Genomic DNA, 26,017 nt, shown 5'->3' with positions numbered 1-26,017 from the left:
AGTAGAAGTCTTTGATTTTCACCGACACGTTGCTTCTTAACGGGTTGGACACCGAATTTCTTGACGATCATAGAGCATTGGAACCACCTGATCCCATCCCGAACTCAGCAGTGAAACGATGCATCGCCGATGGTAGTGTGGGGTTTCCCCATGTGAGAGTAGGTCATCGTCAAGATTCAATTCCCAGAACCCCTGTCTGCAATGCAGACAGGGGTTTTGTCGTTTTGGAGCCAGCAGTCGGATCGACGCTCTAATTGCCGCCGCGTTCCGGCAAACCCCCAGGCCATTGCTATGCTTTGATTGTTGGGCGTTGGTAGCAACGGTCCGCGACGTGACTGGTCATGGGGATTCCAATAATGAAAAACCCTTATGCTCCTGGCTTCTGGTGCGCTATTGCAGCGTTGGTGCTGCTTTCGGCCACCTACTTCTATGGCGTCATGCTGACTCATCAGATCGATAAGGCACTGATTTTCCTCGATAGCGCGTCCGCGCTGATCGGTGTCATTTCCATCGGGGTGGTTGCCTGGGCCTCACTGCAAGGCCAACGCATCAAGAAAAAACAGCTCGAGCAAGGCAAGACCCTGGTATTGATTTGGGACACCAAGGTCGCGCTGCGCAGGGTCGAAACGGTGTTCGACCGTTATTTCTGGGGCAGCTATTGGCAACCGGGGCGCACCTTTCAGGAGGTAATGGGAGAGCTCACCGGTACGCCGTTGGAAAAAAGTCTCGAAGCTTTGAAGGTCCAATGCGCGGCCTTGGACGAGCAGGTCGCGCAGGACGATTGGCACTGGCTCAACAATGCGCGTGAACTGTGCGATGTCGCCAACGCCATGGCTCGGGAGCGCTACCAGTTGGATTTCTGTGATGGGCGTGCAGACTCATCGAGTACAGCAGTGATCAATCGTGATTTTGAAGTACTGGTGTACACCTGGACGGCACGGCTCAAGACTTTTGATCATCAACTGGACGAGATCGAAGTCCAATATTCGTAGACCATTTCTCAACAACACGCTTTTTCCCCTTTAAACATTGGGCTTGCTGGCTTGCCTGATGCTAATCTCCCCACCACTTTTGCCGCGTCGAGCCACAGCCCTTTGCGGGTCAAGGAAGACGGCGACTTTTTCAACCATGGAATACGATCGGGTCACTCATGAATAAATCAGCAAGCGTACTTCTCGGAATTGTTGTGGTTATCGGTGCTATCAGTGCAGGTGGCGCCTGGTATACCGGCACGAAGCTGGAAGGAGTGCTGAATACCGCGATTGCCGACAGCAACAAACAAATTCAAACGGCGTTGGCCGGCTCCAACGGTACCGCGTCGATCGAGCTGGTGTCCTTGGACCGGGGGACATTCAGCAGTACCGCTCATTATCGTCTCAAGGGCGAAGGCGAGATGTTTGGCGGCGAACCCGTTGAGCTGCTGTTCGTTGACAATATCGAACACGGACCGCTGCCGTTCTCCCGTCTGATGACGCTCAAATGGCTGCCGGTCATGGCGACCAGCCACACCGAGCTGGAGCGGACTCCGCTGACCGAAAAGTGGTTTGTCGCCGCCAAGGATAAATCGCCGCTCAAAGGCGTGTTCAACCTGGGCTACGACCAGTCCACAAACGGTACATTCGAGCTGCTGCCGCTGGATACCAAACTGGATGAACAATCCCAGCTCATCTTCTCCGGCTTGAAAATCGATGTGGCCGCCAGCGCCCAAGCGCAGAAGCTCAAGGCCGACGGCTATATGGACAGTTTCAAGCTGACCACTGTCGCCGAAGATCAGACACCGGTGCAAGTCGAGTTCGGCGGCTTGACGTTAGCCAGCAACCTGACCAAGAGCACCTACGGCTATTACATGGGTGATAACACCCTGCTGTTGAGCAACAGCAAAACCAGTTTCGGCGAACAGAAATCGGTACTGGGCCTGAAGAACTTCGAAATGAAGAACAACAGCTCTGAAAACGGTACCAGCGCTTCGGGGCGTGCCGACTACAAGATCGGTGAGTTGTCGTTCAACGATAAAGTCATCGGTTCGGCGCAGATGGCAGTAAGCCTGAAGAACCTGGACATCCCGGCCACCATGTCGCTGATGCAGGTCTACCAGGCCAAACTGCAGCCATACGAGAAAGCCGCTGCCGAGGCGGCTGAAGCCGGTGAGCCGGCGCCAGAGCTGGAGCTGACCGAGGCGGAAGAGGCGCAGGTCAAGGCAGACATGGAGAAACTCCTCGCTGGCGCCCCGCAAGTCGCCCTGGAGAACCTGTCGTTCAGTACTGCAAACGGTGAAAGCCGCGCGAGCCTGATCGTAGACCTGGCCAAGCCGCAATCCATGGACCTGCCGCCGGATGAACTGGGCCGTCAGTTGCTCGCCTTGCTGGATTTCAAGGTGAAGGTGTCCAAGCCAATGCTGGTGGACCTGCTGACCGTGCAGGCGCAAATGGAAGGCCAGACGGACGCCAAGCTGATCGCTGACCAGGCCACCGCCACCAGCGACATGTTCAGCGCCATGGCTGTGGGTACCGAGCTGGCGAAGCTGGAAGGCAACGACGTGGTCACCAACTTGCACTACGCGAACAATCAAGTCGATTTCAACGGCCAGAAAATGACCGTTGAACAATTCTCGGCGTTTGTAATGAGTAAGTTGGGCGGCGGCGTCGCCGTTCAGTAATACCTCTAAAGCAACATCCAAAAACCGGCCCGTGCCCTGCGCACGGGCCGGTTTTTTTTGCTCGTCGAAAACTTCACCGCTGAAATCTGTAGGGATTCTGAAGAATTATGGCGTTCCGGAAAATGACCCTTCGCGCAATGCCAGACTAAGCCCGTTAGAGCTTGGCTGGGTTCCTTTGATCCGGCCTCCTGTTTGATGGGCAAGGGGGCACTGCGACCCGGCTGGCCATGTAAGGATGCTGACGAATGCCGCGTACTGTGGGTCCTTTTATTCAATTCGGTTTGCGCCCGTTGTTTCGCGTCGCGCTGTGCAGCCAACTGTGCTGGTCGGTAGCGGCGCTTGCCGATCCCGCGTATGACCAGATGGTGCTTGATGCCCGCTCGGGCCATTACGCGCCTGCGCTGACTGCATTGCGCCAAGTGCCGACCGAGCAAGCCAGTACCGCGCAAATCAGCGATCACCTGCAAATCGCCAGTTGGGCTGGTCTCGATGCCGAAGTGGTAAATGTCTACGAAACCCAAGGTCGTTACCGCGACTTGCCGGTCCAGGCCCTGACCGCAGCAGCCCGGGCCTATCGCAACCTGAAGCGTTGGGATCCGGCGATCGAGTTGTATCGCCGGGCCTTGGCCATCGATCCGCGAAATGCCGACCTGCAACTGGGCCTGGCCTTGACCCAGGCTGATGCCGGCAAGCCCGATGAAGCCGTCAGCCGTGCCAAGGCCCTGGTTGCCGCCAAGCCTGATGATCCGATGCGCCGGCTGGCGTTGGGCTATGCCCTGACGCGCGCTGACAATCCCTACGAAGCGCTGTTCGAATACGATCAAGCCTTCATTCGTGCAGGGAATAACAAGCCTGAAGTCGCACGCGAATACGTCTACGCCTTGCAACGCGCCAGGTTGCCTGAGCCGGCGTTGCGCCTGGCCCGTCTTCAGCCCGGGCTGATCGACCGCGGTGTGCAGCGCCGGCTCGAAGGCGATGTGGCGGCCGAGCGGGTGCGCCTGGCGGATATGGCCAGCCGCAGCGAAAAGGAGCGTTTTGTCATCGCTGACCGTGCGTTGGCCGATTACGACAAGTTGCTCGCCACCTGGTCGCCAGTGGCCGAGGCCCATGAGGACGTGCTGAGGTGGCGAATCGATCGCATGGGTGCCCTCAACGTCCGCGCTCGTCGGGCAGAAGTGATTGCCGAATACCAAAAGCTGGTTGATGAAGGGATCAGCATTCCAACTTATGCCCTGCGGTGGGTGGCCTCTTCCTATCTGGAGCAACGTGAACCGGAAATCGCCGTCGAGCTGTACCGCCGCGTACTGACCGCGCCAGATGCCGACCCTGCGGACCGCTTTGAAGACAGTACCGCGCTCTATTACGCCTTGTTGGAAAGCGAAAAATCCGAAGAGGCACGCGCGTTGGCCGAAGATTTGGCGAAAGCGCAGCCGCCTCGGGTGGAACTCAAGGGCCTGCCAATCGGTAACCCCAACGACGAATGGATGGACGCTCAGCTGCTTGCCGCGCAAGCGGGCACTTATGGCGCCGACCTGCCTTCCGCCGAAGCGCGGCTGGAGAGTCTCGTTTATGAGGGGCCCGGTAACATTGGCCTGCGCCTGGCCCAGGCCGATCTGTATCAGGCCCGTGACTGGCCGCGGCGCTCGGAAAGCCTGCTAAAGGAAGTCGAGGCCACGACACCGCGCAATCGCGACTTGGAAATCTCCCAGGCCCGGGCGGCGATGGACCTGCAGGAGTGGCGGCAGATGGATGCGCTCACCGATGACGTGGTTGCACGTTACCCGGAGAACGCCCATGTCAAACGCCTGCAACGCCAGCGGGAGGTCCATGACATGGCCGAATTGCGCATCGAAGCCTATACCGGCAAGAGCTACGGCGGTGGCAACGGCGATGCTGGCGCGGTGACGGGCAGCCGGGATTTCGGTATCGAAACGCTGCTCTACAGCCCGCCCATCGACGAAGACTGGCGCCTGTTCGGCGGTGCCGGCTACGCTACTGGCGACTTCGAAGAAGGCACCGGTCATCATCGATGGCAGCGCCTGGGCGTGGAGCGACGCACCCGTGACATGACCCTGGAGGCGGAAGTCTCCAACCACTCGTACGGTTCCGGTGAAAAACAAGGCGCTCGCGTGGCCATGGCCCGGGACATCAACGATCACTGGCAGTACGGCGGCAGCCTGGATTACCTCTCGGCCAATACGCCGTTGCGGGCCCTCAACAGCGGTATTCGCGCCAATGGCGGGAGCGGTTTCGTTCGCTGGCGCGCCAATGAAAGCCGCGAATGGCGACTGGCGGTGAGCCCGTCTCATTTCAGCGACGGCAACAATCGCCTCGAGACCTTGCTGACCGGCCGCGAGGGCATCTACAGCGCCCCGAGGCTGCAAGTAGAGCTGGGCCTGGAAGTCGGTGCCAGTCGCAACAGCAGTTCCGATGAAGTGCCGTACTTCAATCCGAAGTCGGACTTCAGCGTCATGCCGACCGTGAGCGCCAACCACGTGCTGTACCGCCGCTATGAAACCACTTGGAGCCAACAATTCCAGGTCGGGGCCGGTACCTACAGCCAGCGTGACTACAGCACCGGTGCCATGGGATTGCTCGGCTACGGCCAGCGTCTGCTCTGGAACGATGTGCTCGAAGCCGGGGCCGCGCTGAGCTGGCTCAACCGCCCTTACGACGGCGATCGTGAAAGCGATCTGCGCCTGCTTGTCGACCTCACTTACCGCTTCTAGAAGAGTTTGAAAATGCCCGTCATGTCGCGCTTCATCCTTCTGCTGGGAGTCTTGCTGATCAGCGCTTGTGCCCAGCAGGCCCCGGCGTTCGCGCCACCTTCGCAACGGCCCGTGGCGGCAAACGATGCCCCGTGGCCGAAGAACCACGTGCTCGGCATCGCCTACCACGACGTCGAGGACCGCGACCCTGACCAGGCCTTGGTAGCCGTGCGTACGGAACGCCTGGTCGAACAACTGGCCTGGCTGCGGGAGAACAGCTATCAGCCGGTCACGGTCGACCAGATCATCGCGGCCCGCAACGGCGGTCCGGAACTGCCGCCGCGCGCGGTGCTGCTGAGTTTCGATGACGGCTACTCAAGCTTTTATACCCGCGTCATGCCGATCCTGCGCGCCTACAACTGGCCGGCGATCCTCGCCCCGGTTGGCAGCTGGATCGATACGCCGATGAACCAGACGGTGGATTTCGCCGGCGTGCCACGCAAACGCTCCGAGTTCCTGACCTGGGAGCAGGTTCGCGAGGTTTCGAAATCGGGCCTGGTGGAAATCGCCGCACATACCGATGCCAATCACAAAGGCGTACTCGCCAACCCGCAAGGCAACCAACAGCCGGCGGCGACCACCCGACGCTACGATCCGGCCACGGGTCGTTATGAAACCGAGGCGCAATTCCAGGCGCGTCTGCGCAAGGATGTGGCGGCCATTTCCGAGAAGATCCGCAGCGCTGCCGGCTACAGCCCACGCATCTGGGTCTGGCCATACGGGGAGGCGGACGGCACCGCGTTGCAGGTGATCGGCAGCCAGGGCTACCAGATGGCCCTGACCCTGGAGGATGGCCTCGACAGCCTCGACAACCTGATGAGCGGCCCGCGCTTTCTGGTGGCATCGGATCCGGACGGCGCTCATTTCGCCGAAAGCGTCGTCTCCGTGCAAACCATGGACCCGATGCGGGTGGTCCACGTCGACCTGGATTACGTCTACGACGCCGATCCCGTGCAGCAGGAGGCCAACGTCGGCAAACTGGTCCAGCGCATCTACGACCTGGGCGCCAACACGGTGTTCCTGCAAGCGTTCGCCGACCCGAAAGGTGATGGCCTGGTTCACTCGCTGTACTTCCCTAACCGTCACCTGCCGGTGCGCGCCGATCTGTTCGACCGTGTTGCATGGCAACTGCGTACTCGAGCCAGCGTCAAGGTCTATGCCTGGATGCCGGTGCTCAGTTTTGCCCTGGACCCCAAGTTGCCGCGCGTACAGCGTTGGGATCCCGAAACCGGCAAGACCGGCATCGCCCCGGATCAATACGTACGCCTGTCGCCATTCGACCCGAGCGTGCGCAGGATCATCGGCGAGATCTACGAAGACCTGGCGCGGATGAGCTCGGTGGACGGCGTTCTCTACCATGACGACGCGGTGTTCTCCGATTTCGAGGACGCCAGCCCCGCCGCAATGAAAGTCTATGCCGCCAACGGCCTGCCAACCTCCATCGCCACCCTGCGCGATGATCCGGCGGCCATGCAGCGCTGGACCCGTTTCAAGAGCCGCTACCTGATTGATTTCACCGCCGAACTCACGGCCAAGGTCCGCGCGATTCGCGGCCCGGAAGTCCGCACCGCGCGCAATATCTTTGCCGAGCCGATGCTCAACCCGCAAAGCGAAGCCTGGTTCGCCCAAAACCTCGACGACTTCCTCGGTGCCTACGATTGGACGGCGCCGATGGCCATGCCGCTGATGGAAAAACAGACCCGCGAACAATCGGGCCCCTGGCTCGAACGGCTGGTGGAAACCATCAAGGCTCGCCCTGGTGCGCTCAAGCGCACGGTATTCGAACTGCAGGCCCGCGACTGGCACAGCAAGCCGGTGGCAGACATCGAGGGTGAACAATTGGCCGACTGGATGGGGCGCCTCAAGCGTCAGGGCGTGACCAGTTTCGGCTATTACCCGGACAACTTCATCGAAGACCAGCCCGCCGTGAAAGCCGTGCGGCCTGCGCTCTCCAACAAATGGAATCGTTGACATGCTCGACAGACTGCTCGCCGTGCTGGTGCTGGCGATTGTCCTTGGGGTACCCCTGGGCCTGATCTTCCTGGTCACCGGGCAATTCCTGATGGACTTCGTGTTCTTCTACCCGCTGTTCATGTCCGGCCTGTGGATCGCCGGTGGCCTGTATTTCTGGCTGCACTGGGAGCGCCATTGGCCGTGGAAGGACGACACGTTGCCGCCGCCCCTGGCCGGCGAGCCGCTGATCAGCATCCTGATCCCGTGCTTCAACGAAGGCGACAACGTTGCCGACACGATCCACGCCGCGCTGGGCCAGCATTACCCGAACATCGAAGTCATCGCCATCAACGACGGCTCCAAGGACAACACCGCCGCGGTGCTCGACCGACTGGCCGTTGAAGACCCGCGCTTGCGCGTGCTGCACCTGGCGGAAAACCAGGGCAAGGCCGTGGCCCTGCGCATGGGCGCCATCGCCGCGCGCAGCGAATACCTGGTGTGCATCGACGGTGACGCGCTGCTGGCGCCCAATACCTGTGCCTACTTGGTGGCGCCGATGCTGGACAACGCCCGTCTTGGCGCGGTGACCGGCAACCCGCGCATCCGCACCCGTTCGACGTTGGTGGGCCGGGTCCAGGTCGGCGAGTTTTCCTCGATCATCGGTTTGATCAAGCGCACCCAGCGGGTTTTCGGGCGGATCTTCACCGTGTCCGGCGTGATCGTCGCGTTCCGGCGCACGGCCCTGCACCGGGTCGGCTATTGGAGCCCGGACATGATCACCGAAGACATCGACATCAGTTGGAAGCTGCAACTGGACCACTGGAGCATCTTCTACGAGCCCCGCGCCTTGTGCTGGATCCTCATGCCGGAAACCCTGCGCGGCCTCTGGCGGCAACGCTTGCGCTGGGCCCAGGGTGGCGCCGAGGTGCTGTTCAAGAATATCCGTGGCATCTGGCAATACCGCCATCGCTACCTGTGGCCGCTGCTGTTCGAATACTGCCTGTCCACCGGTTGGGCGTTCACCTTTTTGCTGTCGGTGATCTTCTGGGGCGCCGGCAAATTCGTCGAGATGCCAGCGGCTATCGCCGTGGACCATCTGATGCCGCCCGCTTTCACCGGCCTGTTGCTGGCCATGGTGTGCCTGATGCAGTTCGCGGTGAGCATCCTGATCGATCGTCGCTACGAAAAAGGCTTGTGGCACACCATGTTCTGGGTGGTCTGGTACCCGCTGGTGTTCTGGCTGATCAGCCTGTTCACCACGCTGGTGAGTTTCCCCAAGGTGCTGTTCGGTCAGCATCAGAAACGTGCGCGCTGGATCAGTCCGGATCGCGGAATCAAACCGTTCGATGACGAAGAAGAGGAAGTGATCCGATGAAAATTATCAGGACCCGCCAGCGACCTTTTCTGGTGATCATCGATGTGCTCTTTACCGTACTGGCCTGGGTCGGGCTGTTATACCTGCTGGTGAACGGGCTGTGGCCGTTGTTCGACAGCCACGCCGGCCCGCGCCTGGGCGGTTCGTTGTTCGACACCCTGGGGACGCTGCAGATCTACGGCTGGATCGCATTGGTCAACGCAATCATCCTGATCACCTGGGCGCGTTATCAACAGCGCAAGAGCCGCAGCTTTGCCCAGCGCAGGCTGCCCAGGCCAGCGGTGGACGATCAGGGCCTGAGCATGAGTTTCAAATTGACAGACGAACGTCTGGAAACGCTGCGCCAGCCGGGTTCGAAGATCATCCATAACAACCAGGAGGGCGACATCAGTCACGTGGTGCCGCATTTCCATCTGCTGAGCCCGGACTTGCAGCCGCCGCCCCTGGCGCCATTGGAGCGACCACAGGTTATTCATCTGCCGGCCGATCATTCGGCATAGAAAGATCAGCGTCTGGAAGCGCTCTACGATGAAAAGTCCCGGACCAACCGCCAGGCCTCGTCCACGGGCAGCGGTTGTTTCATGCGCTGTGCCAGCGCCGCCATTGCCCGTCCTTCATCGCAGGCCACGACCGCCGCGACGAGGCCGTCCTTGCCGAGCAACGCGATAAAGGGCGGATGCTCGGGCGTGCCCTTGAATTGCACTTCGTCCCACTGCTCGGCATGGCCAAGATAGTCGTAGCGTTTGCCGAAGTGATACGTCCAGAAGAACGGCACGTCCAGGTAATGCTCTTCACCGCCGAGCATGTTCGTCGCGGCGATGCGGGCCTGTTGCTGGGCCAGCCGCCAGTGCTCGATGCGCCGGGGCTGACCGTTGAGAGGAAACGTAGCGATGTCGCCAACGGCCCAGACGCCATCGGTTACGCGCATGCCATCGTCGACGCGCAATGACGCATCTTTCTCCCGTGGCAGGTTGGCGAAAGGCTCCGTGGCCGGGCGCACCCCGACCCCGACAATGACCAGGTCCGCCGCGAAGCGTTGGCCGTTGTCCAGCACCACGGCTTCCACCTTGCCGGCGCCTTCGATTCGCGCCGCTTCGCCTTCGCTGTGATACACCACGCCGTTGGCTCGGTGCCGAGCCAGGATCGCGTTGCCGACACTGTCGCCGAACTGCGCGGCGAACGGCACCGGGTGACGGGCCAGGACGGTCACGCTCATTTCGCGCTTGCGTAGGGAGGAGGCGACCTCCATGGCAATGAAGCTGTCACCGATAATCACCGCTTGTTGCCCCGGCCGGGCACGGTCGAGGATTTGCCGGGTATCCGCCAGGGAACGCAGCATCATGACTTGCGGCAAATCGATACCGGGCACATCCAGCGTCTTCGGCTCTGCGCCGGTGGCAATCAACAAAGCGTCGTAGGCTAATGCTTGACCGTCGGCGAGGTGGATTCGGCGCGCGTCAGCGTCCAGGCCGGTCACCTGGCCATGGCGCCGTTCGATGCGTTGCTGGGTGAAATAAGTTTCATCGCGCAGGGGTGGGGTTTGCTCCACCGCCATGTCGCCAGCCAGCACATATTTGCTTAGAACGGTGCGGTCGTAGCCAGCTTCGGGCTCACGGTCGATCAGCTGGATCCGGCCGCCGAAACCCTTCTCGCGCAACGCTGCCGCGCACGCGATGCCGGCCGCGCCGGCACCGATGATGACGAAAGTGCGCGGGTCGTCGGCTGGAGGGATTTTTTCGTCCGGCAGTGGCTGGTCATCTATCCAGACTTCATCGCCTCGCACCTCGACGTGGTAGCGCTCCAGGCTGTCGAGGGCCGGCGGCTCGCACAGGGCGCCGTCTTCGGCGCGAAACGCCGCCTTGTGCCAAGGACAGATCAGCCTGCCGTGGCAAACGGCGCCCTTGGCCAAAGGCGCCCCAGCATGAGGGCATTTACCTTGGAACGCCCGCACCTGTCCTCCAACACGCAATAGCAGGATGGGCTTGTCGTTGAGGGTGACTTCGAGGCCGCGGTCTTCTCGCATATCAGCGAGGCGGGCGACTTGATGCATGGGCATGGTCGTTCTCCGGCAGGCGTTTCCCGTTGGAGTCGATGGATTGGAACGAGGTTCAGCGCAATTGTCACTGCAACCGGGGCGGCGCTGGGGCTATAGTTCGCAGGCCGTCGTTGGCCTGAACCGCATCAAGGTGCCCGGTATGACCCGATTGACTTTCCTTTCCTCCTGGCTCGCGGCCGTCACCCTCGTGCTGTGTGCACAAGGGGCGGTCCAGGCTGAAGAGCGTTTTACCCTGAGCATTCCCGGCGTGTCGGACGACCGCCTCTTCACCGCCGCAGCCGCCAGCGACGCCAACCAATGCGGCGGCAAGAATATTTCTCCGGCCTTGAGCTGGAACGCCGGCCCGCCAGGCACCCTCAGCTACGCCATCGTCATGCTCGACCCCGACGGCCAGCGTGGGCAGGGCGTCGATCATTGGGTCCATTACGGAATCAAGGCCAGTACCCGGCAGATTCGAGAAGGCGCGGGCACTAAATCCACGTTTGAGGGCATGAGCGGCCTCAACAGCAAGAACACCCATGGCTACATCGGCCCTTGCCCGCCCGTGGGTGACAGCGCCCACCATTACCTGATCCAGATATTCGCCCTGGACCTGCCGCCCGACGCCCTGCCCGCCGGCCTCACGCGCGCCCAGTTGATGGAAAAACTCAAGGGCCATGTACTGCGCAACAGCAGCGTGGTACGCCGCTATCACCGTTGACCAAGTCTCGGCGCCGTGGCGAGCGAGCCTGCTCGCGCGGGGCTGCGCATCAGCCCCAATCGTCACGTAAGTTGGCATCAAGCGCCAAAAGCGAGCACTATCGGCCCCTGATCACTCATGCCGGAGGATGGCGATGACGCAGAAAACCGATGGCATCGCCCGCCTCAAGAATTGCCCCACCAAGGGCGATGAGATACGCCGGGCCATCGCCCAGAGCCGCAAGGATTTCCTGCCTGCTGACGAGGCCATCGACGCCGAGCCAGGCCAACCGTCGACACCGCCCGTGGACAAAGGTCCCGCTGCCTGAGCCGTCGTCTTCCTACACTTTTTCCAAACATGCCTATGACCGCCAACACCCATTTGCCAGACGCGCGATTCAGCCGATCCGACTATAAGACGTTGGGCCTCGCTGCCCTCGGCGGTGCGCTGGAAATCTATGACTTCATCATTTTTGTCTTCTTCGCCCTGACCCTCAGCCAGTTGTTCTTTCCGCCGGAAATGCCCGAGTGGCTGCGCCTGTTGCAAAGCTTCGGGATTTTCGCCACGGGCTACCTGGCGCGGCCCTTGGGCGGGATTCTCATGGCGCACTTCGCCGATCGCCTGGGACGCAAGCGGGTGTTCAGCCTGAGCATCCTGATGATGGCGTTGCCTTGCCTGCTCATCGGCGTGATGCCGACCTACGCGCAAATCGGTTATTTCGCCCCGTTGCTGTTGTTGGCGCTGCGTATCCTGCAAGGCGCGGCGGTAGGCGGGGAGGTGCCCAGCGCATGGGTGTTCGTTGCTGAGCATGCGCCGCTGCGGCATCGAGGTTATGCCCTGGGCTTTCTCCAGGCGGGCCTGACCTTTGGCTACTTGCTCGGCGCCCTGACCGCCACGGCACTGGCGCGGATCTATACCCCGACGGAAATCCTCGACTACGCATGGCGCCTGCCGTTCCTGTTGGGCGGGGTATTCGGCGTGATCGGCGTCTGGCTGCGCCGTTGGCTGAGCGAAACGCCGATTTTCATGGCGCTGCAAGCCAATCGCGAGGGCGCGGCGGAACTGCCGTTGCGTACGGTGCTGCGCGAGCATCGCCACGCCTTGCTGCCCGCTGCGATTCTCACTTGTGTGCTGACCAGCGCCGTGGTCGTGTTCGTCGTCATCACCCCGACCGTGATGCAGAAAAGCTTCGGCCTGACCCCCAGCCACACCTTCGCGCTGAGCAGCCTCGGCATCGTGTTCCTGAACATCGGCTGCGTCCTGGCCGGCCTGATCGTCGACCGCATCGGCGCCTGGCGCACCGTCATGCTCTACAGCCTGCTGCTGCCCCTGGGCATCAGCGTGCTCTACGCCAGCCTGATCAGCGGCAGCGCCTGGCTGGGCCTGGCCTACGCTGTCGCCGGCCTGGGTTGCGGCGTGGTCGGCGCAGTGCCGTCGGTGATGGTCAGCCTGTTCCCGCCGAAAATCCGCGTGTCCGGCATCTCGCTCACCTACAACATTGCGTACGCCTTATGGGCCAGCATGACGCCGTTGGTGTTGATCGCGCTGGTGCCATGGAGCCCGTGGGTGTGCGTGGGCTATTGCGTGGTGATGGGCGCGGTGGGCGTCGGCGCTGCTGCGTATTTTCCGGGGCGGCACACGAAGGCTGTCCAGCGCTCGCTGGTGTGCGAATCGTGAGATTGTGACGTGGACCTCTCAAAGACGCTCGCGTAGAAAATCCACGAAGGCACGGGTTCGCGCCGAGCGGCGTCGGTCCTGGCTGAATACGGCATTGATGGGCAGCGCCGTGGGCCGATAATCGGCAAGCAGGGGTACGACCGTTCCCTGGCGAATGTCCGCGGCGTACAACCATGTTGGTGGGGGAAGTCAATGAAGCGTTTGCCCAGGTAGCCGAAGGGCGCGGGGCGGGAAAAACGGTGGTGGAAATTGGCTTTGAGTGAGACGGAACCGCGCTAAAGGGCCAGACAACTTGAGCGCGGGTTCAAACCCCGTAGAATGCAGCCGCCATTATGCCGCTACCTCTCAAGGACGAATTCAAACATGCGAGTCTTCAGTCTCTTCCTGGCCCTCTGCCTTATGGCAGGCTGCGCTTCCAAGCCCGATTACTACATTTCCCCTGCGCCGGTGGCGATCCCCGAGACCGCCACCTATTGGATCGACACGTTCAACGTTGAAGTCGTCGGCAAAAACGAACGCTTTCTGCCCGACGAAAAAGTTCGCGACAAGTTGCACACCGACCTGATCGTCCGCCTGCTCGATGGCAATCGTTATGCCTCCAGCAAGGAAACCGCTGACTATCTGTTGGATATCAATGCCGTCTATGCGCGCCGTATTCAAGATACCCAAGGTGGCTTCATGAACAATATCGTTGCCGACGGTACGTATCTGGCCAGTGTCGATTTCTCTTACCAGGTCAAGGTGAAGAAGGCCGATGTCGAGGTGTTGCACTTTGCCCAGGCCCGCCAGGGGTTGATGCCGAGAGGGGCGGTTGGGCAACTTGAGGCCATGAGAGGCATTGCGGGTGCCCTGACGAACAGAGGCAACTCTGATGTCGAAGACTATTACACCGGTCATTTGAGCGGATTCATCGACGACGACCTGCGGGGCATTCCGTCCCGCTAGCAATCCCTGCTGTAGCGTGCTGGCGATTGCTCCAATCGCGGCATCGGGCTGGCGACTTTTTAAGGTGGCCAGCCCTGTCTGCACGGCGTTGCAAAAAAATATCTGGGTCATTAACCCGAACCGCGTATGACCTGCGTCTGACTCTGTGAACGGATCATTCATTCACGAGGTTCAGCCCATGTCCCGTCCACTTCTTTTTATGCGTCCTGCTGCCCAAGGCTTCGCCGTGACTTTGCTGGTGGCGTTGGCCGGTTGTGGGTTGTCTTCCTCCCGTGAGACGGCCATTCCATCCGAACCGGTGTCCGTGGCACCGAGCGTCGTACCGCAAGGCGAGATCGCTGAAGTGCGTCAGTCGACGGTCAAGCGCATGCTCACGAAGCCGGCAGCGATGCCTGCCCCCAGTGTGGCGAACGATGCGATCGCCGCCGGCTATCGCGCGGAGCCGCGAGAACAATACGAAAAACGTCCCGACAACCCGATCCATAGCGTCGCCGAGACGCCGGTCTCGACCTTCAGCGTGGATGTCGATACCGGCAGCTACGCCAACGTGCGACGTTTCCTCAATCAAGGCAGCCTGCCGCCAGAAGGTGCGGTGCGATTGGAGGAAATGGTCAATTATTTTCCGTATAGCTACGCCCCGCCCACTGTCGGTTCACCCTTCGGCGTGACCACCGAAGTGGCCCCATCGCCGTGGAACCCCCACACCCGCTTGCTGCGCATCGGCATCAAGGCCAGCGACCGCGCCGTGGCGGACCTGGCCCCGGCCAACCTGGTCTTCCTGGTGGACGTTTCCGGTTCCATGGACCGCCGCGAAGGCCTGCCGCTGGTCAAGAGCACGCTGAAATTGTTGGTGGATCAACTGCGCGACCAGGATCGGGTGTCCCTGGTGGTTTATGCCGGCGAATCCCGGGTGGTGCTCAAGCCTACCTCGGGCCGTGACAAGGTGAAGATCCGCAACGCCATCGACCAGCTCAACGCCGGTGGTTCCACCGCAGGCGCCTCGGGTATCGAGCTGGCTTATCAGATGGCCCGGGAGAGCTTTATCGATAAAGGCATCAACCGCATCCTCCTGGCGACCGATGGCGACTTCAACGTTGGCATCAGTGATTTCGACAGCCTCAAGCAGATGGCGGTCGACCAGCGTAAAAGCGGCGTCTCCCTGACGACCCTGGGCTTTGGTGTGGACAACTACAACGAACATTTGATGGAGCAATTGGCTGACGCTGGTGATGGTAACTACGCCTACATCGACAACCTGCTCGAGGCGCGCAAGGTTCTGGTGGACCAGCTCGGTTCCACGCTGGCGGTGGTGGCGCGGGACGTGAAGTTGCAGGTGGAATTCAACCCCGCCCAGGTCAGTGAGTATCGCCTGCTCGGTTATGAGAACCGCGCGTTGAAGCGTGAGGACTTCAACAACGACAAGGTCGACGCGGGCGAGATCGGCGCCGGGCATACGGTGACAGCCTTGTATGAAATCGTTCCGAAGGGCCAGCCGGGTTGGTTGGAGCCGCTGCGCTATGGAAGTACGCCTAAATCGGAGGGCACCTCGGCTGAACTGGCAATGTTGCGCGTGCGCTACAAACCGGCAGAGGGTGGTAGCAGTCGATTGATCGAACATCCCATCGCCAGCGTGCAAGACGACCGCAAGCCCAGCGACGACCTGCGTTTCTCCGCAGCCGTGGCGGCCTTCGCCCAACAGCTCAAGGGCGATGGACGCTACACTGGGACGATGAGCCTGAAGGACACCGCCCAACTGGCGCGCTCGGCCCGTGGCGATGACCCGTTCGGGTTGCGCGCCGAGTTTGTGCAGTTGGTGGAACTTGCGCAGAGCCTCAAGCCTGCACCTTGATCACCGAAAGGAGTTCGACACGGACATGCCCGCTGCGCTTGATTCACCCAGCGACGAAGCGTTGCTGGCCCGCTACCGCAACGGCGACGGGGCTTCTTTCGAAGCCCTGTATGCACGTCATCGGCAGGGGCTTTATCGTTTTCTCGTGTCCTTGAGCAACAAGGCCGAACTGGCCGAGGAAATCTTCCAGGACACCTGGCTCAGCCTGATTCGCAGCACCACCCAGCCACAAGGCCGGGCGAGTTTTCGTACCTGGTTGTTCCAGATTGCCCGCAATCGCTTGATCGACCATTGGCGCAAACACAGTGTCCATAACCCATTGCACGACAGCTACGACGAGCAACTCCACGTCCAGCCCGACGACACCAGCAGCCCCGAGCAACAGCTGAGCCTGAGTCGCGACCAGGCGCGTCTCGATGCTGCGTTGCAGGCCTTGCCTGAGGACCAGCGCGAAGTCTTCTTGCTGCGCCTGCATGGCGACCTGGAGCTGCCGCAGATTGCTGCCCTGACCGGCGCCCCGCTGGAAACGGTGAAAAGCCGCTTGCGTTACGCCCAGCAGAAACTGCATCGACTGCTGGCCGAGGAGGTACCCGCATGATCGACCGCAAACACACATCGGATGCCGACGACCAGATGTTGATCGAGCATTTCCGCCAGCACGCCAGCGGCGAACCGCCGCCCTCCCTGGACGCCTTTATCCTCGCCGCCGCCCAGCGTGAAGCCCCGCCGCCCACGCCAAGCCTGTGGCAGCGCTGGCTGCAAGCCTGCCAACGGCCGCGCTGGCAAATGGCGTTCGCCACGGTCGCCGGGGTGGCGCTGATGATCGGCCTGGTGCTGCGTTCGCCCGTGCCCCACGACGAGCTGGCCTCACCCGCTTCGATGGAGTTTTCCGCCGACCAGCAAGAATCCGCCGCCGCCGCAGCACCGCCGGCCATGCCCGCCCCCGCGCCGATCATCCGCATGGCACCCCAAGGCGAACTGGCCCGGGCGCCGGCAAGCCCGATGCAGTCCTTGGCGGAAAAGCCAGCGGCGAAGATGAGCAAATCCGCGCCGGCTGCACTGCCATCGCTGGAGCAAGGCTTGCTGGAGATATTGCGCTTGCGTGAGGCGGGTGAGAGCAAGGCGGCTGATGAGAAGCTGCTGGCGCTGCATAAGCGCTTTCCCGAGGAGGACTTGCCGGCGCGGTTGGAGGCGTTGCGCAAGCGTTGAGCGAAACCAACGCATACAAAAAACGCCCGGTCATAAAGACCGGGTATTCGAACATCACTGATCCCAAAAGTTGAAGGGGCACTTGCCAGGCGGACGACACTCGGGAGTCACGTTACAAATGCAGGCATAGCAGGATCACATGAGCGGAACTATACTCGCCAGCATGAAAAAGCTGATGCTCGAACTCGACGGAACCGACCCAAGCAAGCTCTCTATGGCTCGCTTGACGGATTATCTGTGCGAGCTCGCAGAGCTTTTCGGCTCGCAAGATAATGTTCATTTCGACTCTGTCACCGAAGGTTGTGTTTGCCTGAATACTTGGGTGGAAGACGACAAGTACCCCCACGTGCTGAACAGGGTGCGTGAGGCCGCTCAGGGAGTTGGGCCCAAGCGTGCAAGAAAGGCGTACCTGCAACTCTCTGCATTGATGGAGCAAGATCGAGTGGATGGTGTCTTGCAAGCCGCAGATGCGAACATCCTTCAATTCCCCAAAGCAAAGACCGCTCCCCCTCCCATGGTCGTCATCAAGCAGGGTAGCGTTCAAGGGCGCCTGTATGTCGTTGGTGGAAAAGACGAGACGGTTCCTGTTCGGCTTGAGGGCGCTGGTGGCGAAACTCTTCTTTGTGAAGCCGATACGGTATTGGCTGAACAACTGGGCAAGCTCTTGTTCAAGTATGTTCGCGTTCATGGAAAGGGTGAGTGGGAAAGTCGACCGCATGGCGGCTGGCGGCTGAGAAAAATGTTCATTCAGTCCTACGAGAGGCTTGAAAAAACCTCTTTGCGCAGTGCGGTTACCCAACTCAAGGAACTGGGTGGTATCACCTGGAGCGAGATGGATGATCCCATGGAACGATTCAGAACCTAAGGGGATGAGGTGCGCATAGTTCTCGATACCAACGTTCTCGTCCAAGCCTTGGGAAATGCCAAGGACGGTATCGTCTTGGCCGAGGCTAGGGCTGAAGCGCTGATCGAAATGGTCGACGCAAGAGGTGGGACGGTGTTGATACCAACACCTGCATTGGCTGAGTATCTGGTGGGCATTGATCGGAATTTTCACCAGAGCCATCTGGATGTCATAAACGGTTTTTCGTGTTTTGAAATCATATCGTTCGATCAGATCGCCGCGGTCGAATGTGCTCGTATGGTCGATGACAATGAGCTGAAGGTGCTTGACCCGGCAGCAACGAAAGCCAAGTTACGGTTTGATCGCCAGATAATTGCTACTGCTCTAGCAACCAACGCTGATGAAGTCTGGACTCATGATGTGGGTCTTTACTCCAAAGCTCAGAAATGCGGACTTGTGGTGAAGTCCTTAGGAGATATTGAGCCGGCTCCTGAGCAACTCGAGGCCGATTTCGACCACTGAATGTCTGCCCGAGTCGGTTGGCGATGGAAACCTGGCCTCTTTAGTTATTTGCAACACGGCCCCTGTCGGTTGATGCGCTGCGGCGCTGATACCGCTCAGGGGTTTTTAATGCCTGAATTGCTTACTTGCAGGCTCCTATGGGGGGTAGAGAGCTCCATAAAAAAAGCCCTAATCCGTTAGGATTGGGGCTTTTGATTTTCCATGTATGGTGCACCAGGCGGGATTCGAACCCACGACCCCTGCCTTCGGAGGGCAGTACTCTATCCAGCTGAGCTACTGGTGCAACGCGGGCGCCATGATACTCATAAGCATGGCAGGCGTCCATGCTGCTGATTTGCCGTTTGTTTCTGCCTCACTCTGCGGCTGTTGGCTACGCTGATCAGAAAAAACAGGCAAATCAGGCTTTTTCGTTCTTTTTTTCGAACAGACTATTGTCCTCGGACCCCATCGGCCCTAGGATTCGTTTGAGATTTCAAACGCTCTTGTCTGGGTGCTGAACCGCACGTCTGTGCTTATGTGCGTTATTTCTGTGCTTCAGCCCGGTGAATGATTTCCCTGACGGCAGCCCATAAGGCGCCTTTCTACAACTCTAATTCGCTCCGCGTGCGCGCGGTGCTGTTAAGGAAAGCCGACATGCAGCTTAAAGACACCCAGTTGTTCCGCCAGCAAGCCTTTATCGATGGCGCTTGGGTCGATGCGGACAATGGTCAGACGATCAAGGTCACCAACCCGGCAACGGGCGAAGTACTGGGCACTGTGCCGAAGATGGGCGCTGCCGAAACCCGTCGCGCGATCGAAGCCGCCGACAAGGCGCTGCCGGCCTGGCGTGCACTGACCGCCAAGGAGCGCGCCAACAAGCTGCGCCGCTGGTATGAATTGCTGATCGAAAACCAGGACGATCTCGGTCGCCTGATGACCCTTGAGCAGGGCAAGCCGCTGGCCGAAGCCAAGGGCGAAATCGCTTATGCCGCCTCCTTTATCGAATGGTTCGCCGAAGAAGCCAAGCGCATCTACGGTGACGTGATTCCGGGCCACCAGCCCGACAAGCGCCTGATCGTGATCAAGCAGCCGATCGGCGTGACCGCAGCCATTACCCCGTGGAACTTCCCGGCCGCGATGATCACCCGCAAGGCCGGCCCGGCCCTGGCCGCCGGTTGCACCATGGTCATCAAGCCCGCTTCGCAAACCCCGTTCTCGGCCCTGGCCCTGGTTGAACTGGCGCACCGTGCCGGCATTCCGCAAGGTGTGCTGAGCGTGGTCACCGGCAGTGCTGGCGACATCGGCGGCGAGCTGACCAGCAACCCGATCGTACGCAAGCTGTCCTTCACTGGCTCGACCGAGATCGGTCGCCAGCTGATGGCCGAATGTGCCAAGGACATCAAGAAGGTTTCCCTGGAGCTGGGCGGCAACGCGCCGTTCATCGTGTTCGATGACGCTGACCTGGATAAGGCCGTCGAAGGCGCGATCATTTCCAAATACCGCAACAACGGCCAGACCTGCGTCTGCGCCAATCGCCTGTACATCCAGGATTCGGTGTATGACGCGTTCGCCGAAAAACTCAAGGCCGCAGTGGCCAAGCTCAAGATCGGCAATGGCCTGGAAGACGGCACCACCACTGGCCCGCTGATCGACGAAAAAGCCGTCGCCAAGGTCCAGGAACATATCGCCGATGCCGTCGGCAAGGGCGCAACCGTGCTGGCGGGTGGCAAGGCGATGGAGGGCAATTTCTTCGAGCCAACCATCCTGACCAACGTACCGAAAAATGCCGCCGTGGCGAAGGAAGAAACCTTCGGCCCGCTGGCGCCGCTGTTCCGCTTCAAAGACGAGGCCGAAGTGATCGCGATGTCCAACGACACCGAGTTCGGCCTGGCTTCGTACTTCTATGCCCGCGACCTGGGCCGTGTGTTCCGTGTGGCCGAAGCCCTGGAATACGGCATGGTCGGCGTCAACACCGGGTTGATTTCCAACGAAGTCGCGCCGTTCGGCGGCATCAAGGCCTCGGGCCTGGGTCGTGAAGGCTCCAAGTACGGCATCGAGGATTACCTGGAAATCAAATACCTCTGCCTGGGTATCTGATCTGCTTCAAGCGCAAAGGGCACGAGAGCGCTGTCCCTTTGCGCGTTTCACCCGTTCTGTTTCTTGTGGCCGGAACGCTGCGGCAGTCGATCATCGCATGCTGTCGCAGTTGCCTCCCCGCCATGTATTCCTTGAGCCACGCCGACCGATGAGCGGCGAATGAGGACTGTAATGAGCAAGACTAACGCTGACTTGATGGCCCGCCGCACCGCCGCTGTTCCCCGTGGCGTCGGCCAGATTCACCCGATCTTCGCCGAATCGGCGAAGAACGCCACGGTAACCGACGTTGAAGGTCGTGAATTCATCGACTTCGCTGGCGGTATCGCCGTGCTGAACACCGGCCATGTGCACCCGAAGATCATCGCCGCCGTGACCGCACAGCTGAACAAGCTGACTCACACCTGCTTCCAGGTCCTGGCCTACGAGCCGTACGTGGAACTGTGCGAAAAAATCAACGCCAAGGTCCCAGGTGATTTCGCCAAGAAAACCCTGCTGGTGACCACCGGTTCGGAAGCGGTGGAGAACGCCGTGAAAATCGCCCGCGCCGCCACTGGCCGTGCCGGCGTGATCGCGTTCACCGGCGCTTATCACGGCCGTACCATGATGACCTTGGGCCTCACCGGTAAAGTCGTGCCGTACTCCGCCGGCATGGGCCTGATGCCTGGCGGTATCTTCCGCGCCTTGTACCCGAACGAACTGCATGGCGTGAGCATCGACGACTCCATCGCCAGCATCGAACGCATCTTCAAGAACGACGCCGAGCCACGCGACATCGCCGCCATCATCATCGAGCCGGTCCAGGGCGAGGGTGGTTTCTACGTGGCGCCGAAGGAATTCATGAAGCGCCTGCGCGCCTTGTGCGACCAGCACGGCATCCTGCTGATCGCTGACGAAGTGCAGACCGGTGCCGGTCGTACCGGTACTTTCTTCGCCATGGAACAGATGGGCGTTGCCGCCGACCTGACCACCTTCGCCAAATCCATCGCTGGCGGCTTCCCGCTGGCCGGTGTCTGCGGCAAGGCCGAGTACATGGACGCCATCGCGCCGGGTGGCCTGGGCGGTACCTATGCGGGTAGCCCGATCGCTTGTGCCGCAGCGCTGGCGGTGATGGAAGTGTTCGAAGAAGAACACCTGCTGGATCGCTGCAAGGCCGTGGGCGAACGCCTGGTGACTGGCCTCAAGGCTATCCAGAAGAAATATCCGGTGATTGGTGAAGTACGTGCCCTGGGCGCGATGATCGCCGTGGAGCTGTTCGAAAATGGCGACAGCCACAAGCCGAACGCCGCCGCTGTGGCGCAAGTCGTTGCCAAGGCGCGTGACAAGGGTTTGATCCTGCTGTCCTGCGGCACCTACGGCAACGTCCTGCGGGTGCTGGTGCCGCTGACCGCGCCGGACGAGCAACTGGACAAAGGCCTGGCGATCATCGAAGAGTGCTTCTCCGAACTCTGATATTTACGAGCTCTGAGTTGTGCACTGACCCACAAAAAACCCGCTTCGGCGGGTTTTTTCATATCCGGGAACAGGTTCCCGATGTGGTTGAGCTGTCTGGAACGACCACTATTGTCTAAGGTGCATGTATTACATGGGAGCGATGCGGCATGACGGCTGTGGATTTACCTGCTGGACCGCGTGTACTGATTGCCGAGGCCGACCCGGCGTCCAGGGAGCTGCTGGAGCAGGCGTTGTCAGCGGTGCGCTGCGACGCTCGGGTGGACACCTGTGGCGAAGGAAAGCAGGCCCTGGAATTGCTTGCCCACCACCCATATGACTTGATCATCGCCGACTGGGAGCTGCCGGGCGTCGATGGCTTGAGCATCCTGCGCGGCTTGCGCCAGCAGCGTCGCTCACCCGCGTTGCCTTTCATCCTGGTTAGCCAGCGCAATGACAGCGCCAGCGTGCGCGAGGTGTTGCCGCTGGCGCCGACGGCGTACCTGACCAAACCGTTGAACCGGGAGAACCTGACCCAACGGCTGCAAGGCCTGCTCTTGAGTGGTGAAGATACTTCCAATGCCTTGCCCATCCCGGGCCCTGGGCTGACATTGGCGACTTTCCTGGAGCGTCGACGGGATTTTGCCGAAGGCGCGCCGTTGATGGCCGATGTGCAAGTGGCGGTAAAGCGTTGCCTCAATCCCGGTGGCCTGGACCTGAAGCTGTTGGGAGACGAATTTCGCGCCGACCCGCAGATTACCGCCGTGCTGATTGCCGCCGCCAACAGCGCCGCGCAGCATCAGGGTGGCGGGCCGGTACAGACGCTGGCCCAGGCGCTGCACCAGCTCGGTACCGGGCAGAGCATGAATCTGATCCTGGGCTTGACGCTCAAGCGTTGTGCCCGGCTGAGTGATCCTTGCCTGGCAGACTATGCCGAACGCTACTGGGAATTGTCGCTGCACACCGCAGAGTACGCTCGGACAATGGCACGCCTGCTCGATCTGGAGCAGGAACGCTGCTATTGCGCCGGCCTGTTGCATCGCTTGGGCGATCTGGCGTTGCTGCGTTGCCTGGAAGAATGGAAGCAGGCCGGGGGCGACCTGGATGAGCCCGAGGAAATCGGGGACTCGCTTGAAGCGTTCGGCGCCGGCTTCGGCTCGGCACTGCGCGCCCGCTGGCGCCTGCCCCTGGAACTGCGAGAGTTGATCGCGGCAGTGTATGGCCTCGGCGGCGGGGTTTATTCCCGCGAGGCGCTGGTGATGAACATGGCCGCGCAACTGGCCCATCTGCCATCCCATGAGGGGCTTGAAGAGCTGGCTGGGGGGCGCACGGCGCGTTTGCTGAAGATAGGGCTACCGGAATTGATGCGATTGCGCCGCCAGTAAAACCACCCGTTAACCGCATGGGAGCGAGCCTGCTCGCACACGGTTAAGTGGTGAAGTCTGATCAAGCCGCGATGATGCGGTTCTTGCCCTGGCGCTTGGCCTCGTACATGGCCGCATCCGCGCGGGAGAACAGGCTATCGAGCGTCTGGTCTTCGGCGGTGATCCCGGTCAAGCCCTGGCTGACAGTGATGCCGAAGTTCTGCTCGCCGCAGCGGAACGCCAAGCGCTGGATCTCCCGCTGCAAGCGTTCTGCGACCTGCAACGCCATGTCCGGTGCGCAACCTGGAAACACAGCGGCGAATTCCTCACCGCCGATCCGTCCGAACAGGTCACCGCGCCTGAGCACGCTCCGTCCGCTCTCTGCGATCTTCTGCAACACCGTATCGCCTTCCTGATGGCCGTAGGTGTCGTTGATCAATTTGAAATCATCGATGTCCAGCAACAGGAATGCCATGGGAGTGCCTTGCAACCGTGCCTGCTCGAATTCGCGATGGGCGCATTCGAAGAAGTGGCGACGGTTGCTGCTCTGGGTCAATACGTCGGTGGTCGCCAGGCGCTGCAGTTCGCTTTCGAGCAGCTTTTTTTCGGTGATGTCCTCGGCAATGCCGACGACGATCACTGGTTGTCCCGGATCGGCCTGACGGTTGATGAAGCACTTGTCGCTTAGCCAACGAATCTGGCCGTCGGCGGCGATAATCCGATACTCACGGTCTTCGACCGCGCCTTTGACCAGCACTTCAGCCAGGCTGCGCTCGGCGTAATCCAGATCGTCCGGGTAGATGGCGTCACGCCATTCGTTGTAATCCGCCAGGACCAGCCCCGCGGGCCGGCCGAAAATCCGCTCGTAAGCCGGGCTGACATACAGCACTTGCCGGGTCTCCCAATTGAACGCCCACAGCACCGCATTGACGCTGACCAACAGCGAACTGAACAGCTGCTCCCGCTCGCTCAGGCGCGCAACTTCGCCCTGGGCATGCATCAGCGCCATGAGCGTCTGCGCCGCTTCGGGCCAATGCGGCTGGGATGAATCCTGTAGGTTCTTATCGACCATTGGCACAAATCTCAAGGAACGTGCATTGCTATGGATTTGCACGCGCTCACTCCAAAGCCCGCCAGGATGGCGAAGTGCTCTTGAGATAGGGGATTGTGGGCGAAGTTCCTTTTCAGGCGACGAAGGGCGGGGGATTTAGCCCGTAAGATGCCAGGTATTGAATCTGTGGCGAGGGAGCTTGCTCCCGCTTGAGCGCGAAGCGCTCACAAGGAAAGAAGGGCTGCTGCGCAGCCCAGCGGGAGCAAGCTCCCTCGCCACAAAAAAGCCCTTCCCACATGGTGTGGTCAGGTCAGGTCAGGTCAGGCCGTGGCTGGCCGCAGCGAGTAGGTTTTCAGCTGGTCGGCGAAGTCCCGCAGGGACTGGATGCCACTGGCTTCTGCTTCGTGGACCCATTCCTTGATGGCCGCGAGCATGTCGTGGCCGTTGCTGCTGGTCTTGACCCAGATCTGCTGCAAGGCCAGGCGTTTTTCGTAGATCACCTTCAGCGCCTGGCTGTGCTCCAGCATGTTCTGGATGCGCACATGGTGACGGTCGTCCAGCAGGCTGGTTTCCCGGGACAGCAGGCGTTTGGCTCGGTGAAACTGGTGGCGGACAGAGTGATCGACCTTTTCCAGTTCCTGCTTGACCAGCGGCGCAATGACCAGCCGGCGGTACTGGGCCATGATCTGGAAACGGTTGTTGAGAATGGCCATGGCCGTGTCCATGTCCAGGTGGCCCTTGCCTTCGACCCGATGGGCGATCGGCGCGACCCGCTGGACCTTGGCCAGGCGCAGGAAGCTGAACACCTTGATCCAGGCCCAGCCCAGGTCGAACTCCCATTTGCGCACCGACAGCTTGGCGGAATTGGGGTAGGTGTGGTGGTTGTTGTGCAGCTCTTCGCCACCGATCAGGATGCCCCAAGGCACCAGGTTGGTCGCCGCGTCGCGGCATTCGAAGTTGCGATAGCCCACGGCATGCCCCAGGCCATTGACCACGCCCGCGGCCCATACGGGAATCCACATCATCTGGATGGCCCAGATGGTGATGCCAATGGTGCCGAACAGTAGCAGGTCGATGACGCCCATGATCGCCACGCCCAGCAGCGGGTAACGGCTGTAGAGGTTGCGTTCGATCCAGTCCTCTGGGCAGTTCTTGCCATAGATGCGCAGGGTTTCCGGGTTTTCCGCTTCGGCACGGTACAGCTCGGCGCCTTTGCGCAGCACGGTGGAAAGGCCCTTGATGACCGGACTGTGAGGGTCATCCTCGGTTTCGCATTTAGCGTGGTGCTTGCGGTGGATGGCGGTCCACTCGCGGGTGTTCTGCGCCGTGGTCAGCCACAGCCAGAAACGAAAGAAATGTTTGAGGCCGGCGTTCAGTTCAAGGGAACGGTGAGCCGAATAACGGTGCAGGTAGACCGTGACGCTGATGATCGTCACGTGGGTCATCAGCAGGGTGACTGCCACCAGCGACCAGGGCGACAAGCCAAGAAAACCTTCGTACCACATAGGCTGTAGGGCCCTCGATAAAAATAGAAACTGCCGTTGCATTATCACCAGCCCGAGAGA

At 60.8% G+C, this 26,017-nt stretch carries 21 protein-coding genes, 1 tRNA gene, 1 rRNA gene and 1 pseudogene; 19 read left to right on the top strand and 5 right to left on the bottom strand.

The window, feature by feature from the left end; genetic code table 11:
• Nucleotides 1–59 precede the first annotated feature (59 nt).
• The 7 genes from rrf to pgaD all read left to right on the top strand — a co-directional run bounded on the left by rrf (nt 60) and on the right by pgaD (nt 9,252).
• Nucleotides 60–175: ribosomal RNA gene (gene rrf / locus JZ00_RS26735) — 5S ribosomal RNA — on the top strand.
• 181 nt (nt 176–356) lie between these two features.
• Nucleotides 357–992, top strand: a complete 636-nt coding sequence (locus tag JZ00_RS26730; protein ID WP_039594226.1) for a hypothetical protein — start codon at nt 357–359, stop codon at nt 990–992.
• Between the two features lie 158 nt (nt 993–1,150).
• Nucleotides 1,151–2,656: a YdgA family protein gene (locus tag JZ00_RS26725; protein WP_046510191.1), complete on the top strand. Its 1,506-nt coding sequence runs from the start codon at nt 1,151–1,153 to the stop codon at nt 2,654–2,656.
• A gap of 245 nt (nt 2,657–2,901) precedes the next feature.
• On the top strand, nt 2,902–5,385 hold the full coding sequence (gene pgaA, locus JZ00_RS26720) for a poly-beta-1,6 N-acetyl-D-glucosamine export porin PgaA (protein ID WP_039594224.1): 2,484 nt from the start codon (nt 2,902–2,904) through the stop codon (nt 5,383–5,385).
• A 12-nt stretch (nt 5,386–5,397) separates the two neighbouring features.
• The gene (gene pgaB / locus JZ00_RS26715) at nt 5,398–7,395 is read left to right on the top strand and encodes a poly-beta-1,6-N-acetyl-D-glucosamine N-deacetylase PgaB (RefSeq protein ID WP_039594223.1); all 1,998 of its coding nucleotides are present in this window, start codon (nt 5,398–5,400) and stop codon (nt 7,393–7,395) included.
• Nucleotide 7,396: 1 nt separating this feature from the next.
• Nucleotides 7,397–8,752, top strand: a complete 1,356-nt coding sequence (gene pgaC, locus JZ00_RS26710; RefSeq protein WP_039594222.1) for a poly-beta-1,6-N-acetyl-D-glucosamine synthase — start codon at nt 7,397–7,399, stop codon at nt 8,750–8,752.
• On the top strand, nt 8,749–9,252 hold the full coding sequence (gene pgaD, locus JZ00_RS26705) for a poly-beta-1,6-N-acetyl-D-glucosamine biosynthesis protein PgaD (RefSeq protein ID WP_039594221.1): 504 nt from the start codon (nt 8,749–8,751) through the stop codon (nt 9,250–9,252). The genes pgaC and pgaD overlap by 4 nt, the downstream gene beginning before the upstream one ends.
• Nucleotides 9,253–9,275: 23 nt before the next feature.
• On the opposite strand, the gene JZ00_RS26700 is transcribed toward pgaD, so the two are convergent.
• Nucleotides 9,276–10,808, bottom strand: a complete 1,533-nt coding sequence (locus JZ00_RS26700; RefSeq protein ID WP_039594220.1) for an apoptosis inducing factor family protein — start codon at nt 10,806–10,808, stop codon at nt 9,276–9,278.
• A 139-nt stretch (nt 10,809–10,947) separates the two neighbouring features.
• Between JZ00_RS26700 and JZ00_RS26695 the strand changes: the two genes are divergently transcribed.
• The 3 genes from JZ00_RS26695 to JZ00_RS26690 all read left to right on the top strand — a co-directional run bounded on the left by JZ00_RS26695 (nt 10,948) and on the right by JZ00_RS26690 (nt 13,164).
• Nucleotides 10,948–11,508 carry a YbhB/YbcL family Raf kinase inhibitor-like protein gene (locus tag JZ00_RS26695; protein WP_039594228.1) on the top strand — a complete coding sequence of 187 codons (561 nt, stop codon included), beginning with the start codon at nt 10,948–10,950 and terminating at the stop codon, nt 11,506–11,508.
• A gap of 133 nt (nt 11,509–11,641) precedes the next feature.
• The gene (locus JZ00_RS31300) at nt 11,642–11,815 is read left to right on the top strand and encodes a hypothetical protein (RefSeq protein WP_196304734.1); all 174 of its coding nucleotides are present in this window, start codon (nt 11,642–11,644) and stop codon (nt 11,813–11,815) included.
• Nucleotides 11,816–11,850: 35 nt separating this feature from the next.
• Nucleotides 11,851–13,164, top strand: coding sequence for an MFS transporter (locus tag JZ00_RS26690; protein WP_039594219.1), 1,314 nt, complete (start codon nt 11,851–11,853; stop codon nt 13,162–13,164).
• Nucleotides 13,165–13,182: 18 nt separating this feature from the next.
• Here JZ00_RS26690 and JZ00_RS30555 read toward each other — a convergent pair.
• A pseudogene (locus JZ00_RS30555) lies at nt 13,183–13,344 on the bottom strand (LysR substrate-binding domain-containing protein); the annotation flags it as partial.
• A gap of 183 nt (nt 13,345–13,527) precedes the next feature.
• Here JZ00_RS30555 and JZ00_RS26685 point away from each other — a divergent pair.
• From JZ00_RS26685 to JZ00_RS26660, 6 genes are all read left to right on the top strand, one after another.
• Nucleotides 13,528–14,109 (top strand): hypothetical protein, encoded by a 582-nt coding sequence (locus tag JZ00_RS26685; protein ID WP_039594218.1) that lies wholly within the window; start codon nt 13,528–13,530, stop codon nt 14,107–14,109.
• A gap of 178 nt (nt 14,110–14,287) precedes the next feature.
• Nucleotides 14,288–15,958: a vWA domain-containing protein gene (locus tag JZ00_RS26680; RefSeq protein WP_039594217.1), complete on the top strand. Its 1,671-nt coding sequence runs from the start codon at nt 14,288–14,290 to the stop codon at nt 15,956–15,958.
• A 25-nt stretch (nt 15,959–15,983) separates the two neighbouring features.
• Entirely contained in the window at nt 15,984–16,556 is a 573-nt protein-coding gene (locus JZ00_RS26675) for an RNA polymerase sigma factor (RefSeq protein ID WP_039594216.1), read from the top strand.
• Nucleotides 16,553–17,167 (top strand): hypothetical protein, encoded by a 615-nt coding sequence (locus tag JZ00_RS26670; protein WP_039594215.1) that lies wholly within the window; start codon nt 16,553–16,555, stop codon nt 17,165–17,167. Before JZ00_RS26675 ends, JZ00_RS26670 begins: the two co-directional genes overlap by 4 nt.
• A 163-nt stretch (nt 17,168–17,330) precedes the next feature.
• Complete coding sequence (locus tag JZ00_RS26665; protein ID WP_235433117.1) at nt 17,331–18,032, top strand: hypothetical protein; 702 nt, start codon at nt 17,331–17,333, stop codon at nt 18,030–18,032.
• Between the two features lie 9 nt (nt 18,033–18,041).
• A complete protein-coding gene (locus tag JZ00_RS26660) occupies nt 18,042–18,533 on the top strand; it encodes a type II toxin-antitoxin system VapC family toxin (RefSeq protein WP_039594214.1) in 492 nt (163 codons plus the stop codon).
• A 206-nt stretch (nt 18,534–18,739) separates the two neighbouring features.
• Here JZ00_RS26660 and JZ00_RS26655 read toward each other — a convergent pair.
• Nucleotides 18,740–18,816: transfer RNA gene (locus tag JZ00_RS26655), tRNA-Arg, on the bottom strand.
• A 350-nt stretch (nt 18,817–19,166) separates the two neighbouring features.
• Here JZ00_RS26655 and gabD point away from each other — a divergent pair.
• The 3 genes from gabD (at nt 19,167) to JZ00_RS26640 (ending at nt 23,422) form a co-directional block, all read left to right on the top strand.
• Nucleotides 19,167–20,609 (top strand): NADP-dependent succinate-semialdehyde dehydrogenase, encoded by a 1,443-nt coding sequence (gabD, locus tag JZ00_RS26650; RefSeq protein WP_039594213.1) that lies wholly within the window; start codon nt 19,167–19,169, stop codon nt 20,607–20,609.
• Between the two features lie 171 nt (nt 20,610–20,780).
• Nucleotides 20,781–22,058 (top strand): 4-aminobutyrate--2-oxoglutarate transaminase, encoded by a 1,278-nt coding sequence (gene gabT, locus JZ00_RS26645; RefSeq protein ID WP_018606645.1) that lies wholly within the window; start codon nt 20,781–20,783, stop codon nt 22,056–22,058.
• Nucleotides 22,059–22,207: 149 nt separating this feature from the next.
• On the top strand, nt 22,208–23,422 hold the full coding sequence (locus tag JZ00_RS26640; protein WP_039594212.1) for an HDOD domain-containing protein: 1,215 nt from the start codon (nt 22,208–22,210) through the stop codon (nt 23,420–23,422).
• Between the two features lie 61 nt (nt 23,423–23,483).
• On the opposite strand, the gene JZ00_RS26635 is transcribed toward JZ00_RS26640, so the two are convergent.
• Complete coding sequence (locus JZ00_RS26635) at nt 23,484–24,473, bottom strand: GGDEF domain-containing protein (RefSeq protein WP_039594211.1); 990 nt, start codon at nt 24,471–24,473, stop codon at nt 23,484–23,486.
• Between the two features lie 299 nt (nt 24,474–24,772).
• Entirely contained in the window at nt 24,773–25,957 is a 1,185-nt protein-coding gene (gene desA, locus JZ00_RS26630) for a delta-9 fatty acid desaturase DesA (protein ID WP_039594210.1), read from the bottom strand.
• Nucleotides 25,958–26,017 lie beyond the last annotated feature (60 nt).

The sequence above is a fragment of the Pseudomonas frederiksbergensis genome (assembly GCF_000802155.2).
Classification (GTDB): Bacteria; Pseudomonadota; Gammaproteobacteria; order Pseudomonadales; family Pseudomonadaceae; genus Aquipseudomonas; species Aquipseudomonas frederiksbergensis_A.
This window is presented reverse-complemented; position numbering and strand designations above follow the sequence as displayed.

Coding starts and splice junctions, on each gene's coding strand:
- JZ00_RS26670 (WP_039594215.1), top strand. CDS start 16,553: ATGATCGACCGCAAACACACATCGGATGCCGACGACCAGATGTTGATC.
- JZ00_RS26730 (WP_039594226.1), top strand. CDS start 357: ATGAAAAACCCTTATGCTCCTGGCTTCTGGTGCGCTATTGCAGCGTTG.
- pgaD (WP_039594221.1), top strand. CDS start 8,749: ATGAAAATTATCAGGACCCGCCAGCGACCTTTTCTGGTGATCATCGAT.
- pgaC (WP_039594222.1), top strand. CDS start 7,397: ATGCTCGACAGACTGCTCGCCGTGCTGGTGCTGGCGATTGTCCTTGGG.
- pgaB (WP_039594223.1), top strand. CDS start 5,398: ATGCCCGTCATGTCGCGCTTCATCCTTCTGCTGGGAGTCTTGCTGATC.
- desA (WP_039594210.1), bottom strand. CDS start 25,957: ATGTGGTACGAAGGTTTTCTTGGCTTGTCGCCCTGGTCGCTGGTGGCA.
- gabD (WP_039594213.1), top strand. CDS start 19,167: ATGCAGCTTAAAGACACCCAGTTGTTCCGCCAGCAAGCCTTTATCGAT.
- JZ00_RS26640 (WP_039594212.1), top strand. CDS start 22,208: ATGACGGCTGTGGATTTACCTGCTGGACCGCGTGTACTGATTGCCGAG.
- gabT (WP_018606645.1), top strand. CDS start 20,781: ATGAGCAAGACTAACGCTGACTTGATGGCCCGCCGCACCGCCGCTGTT.
- JZ00_RS26695 (WP_039594228.1), top strand. CDS start 10,948: ATGACCCGATTGACTTTCCTTTCCTCCTGGCTCGCGGCCGTCACCCTC.
- pgaA (WP_039594224.1), top strand. CDS start 2,902: ATGCCGCGTACTGTGGGTCCTTTTATTCAATTCGGTTTGCGCCCGTTG.
- JZ00_RS26635 (WP_039594211.1), bottom strand. CDS start 24,473: ATGGTCGATAAGAACCTACAGGATTCATCCCAGCCGCATTGGCCCGAA.
- JZ00_RS31300 (WP_196304734.1), top strand. CDS start 11,642: ATGACGCAGAAAACCGATGGCATCGCCCGCCTCAAGAATTGCCCCACC.
- JZ00_RS26675 (WP_039594216.1), top strand. CDS start 15,984: ATGCCCGCTGCGCTTGATTCACCCAGCGACGAAGCGTTGCTGGCCCGC.
- JZ00_RS26665 (WP_235433117.1), top strand. CDS start 17,331: ATGAAAAAGCTGATGCTCGAACTCGACGGAACCGACCCAAGCAAGCTC.
- JZ00_RS26690 (WP_039594219.1), top strand. CDS start 11,851: ATGACCGCCAACACCCATTTGCCAGACGCGCGATTCAGCCGATCCGAC.
- JZ00_RS26725 (WP_046510191.1), top strand. CDS start 1,151: ATGAATAAATCAGCAAGCGTACTTCTCGGAATTGTTGTGGTTATCGGT.
- JZ00_RS26680 (WP_039594217.1), top strand. CDS start 14,288: ATGTCCCGTCCACTTCTTTTTATGCGTCCTGCTGCCCAAGGCTTCGCC.
- JZ00_RS26700 (WP_039594220.1), bottom strand. CDS start 10,808: ATGCCCATGCATCAAGTCGCCCGCCTCGCTGATATGCGAGAAGACCGC.
- JZ00_RS26685 (WP_039594218.1), top strand. CDS start 13,528: ATGCGAGTCTTCAGTCTCTTCCTGGCCCTCTGCCTTATGGCAGGCTGC.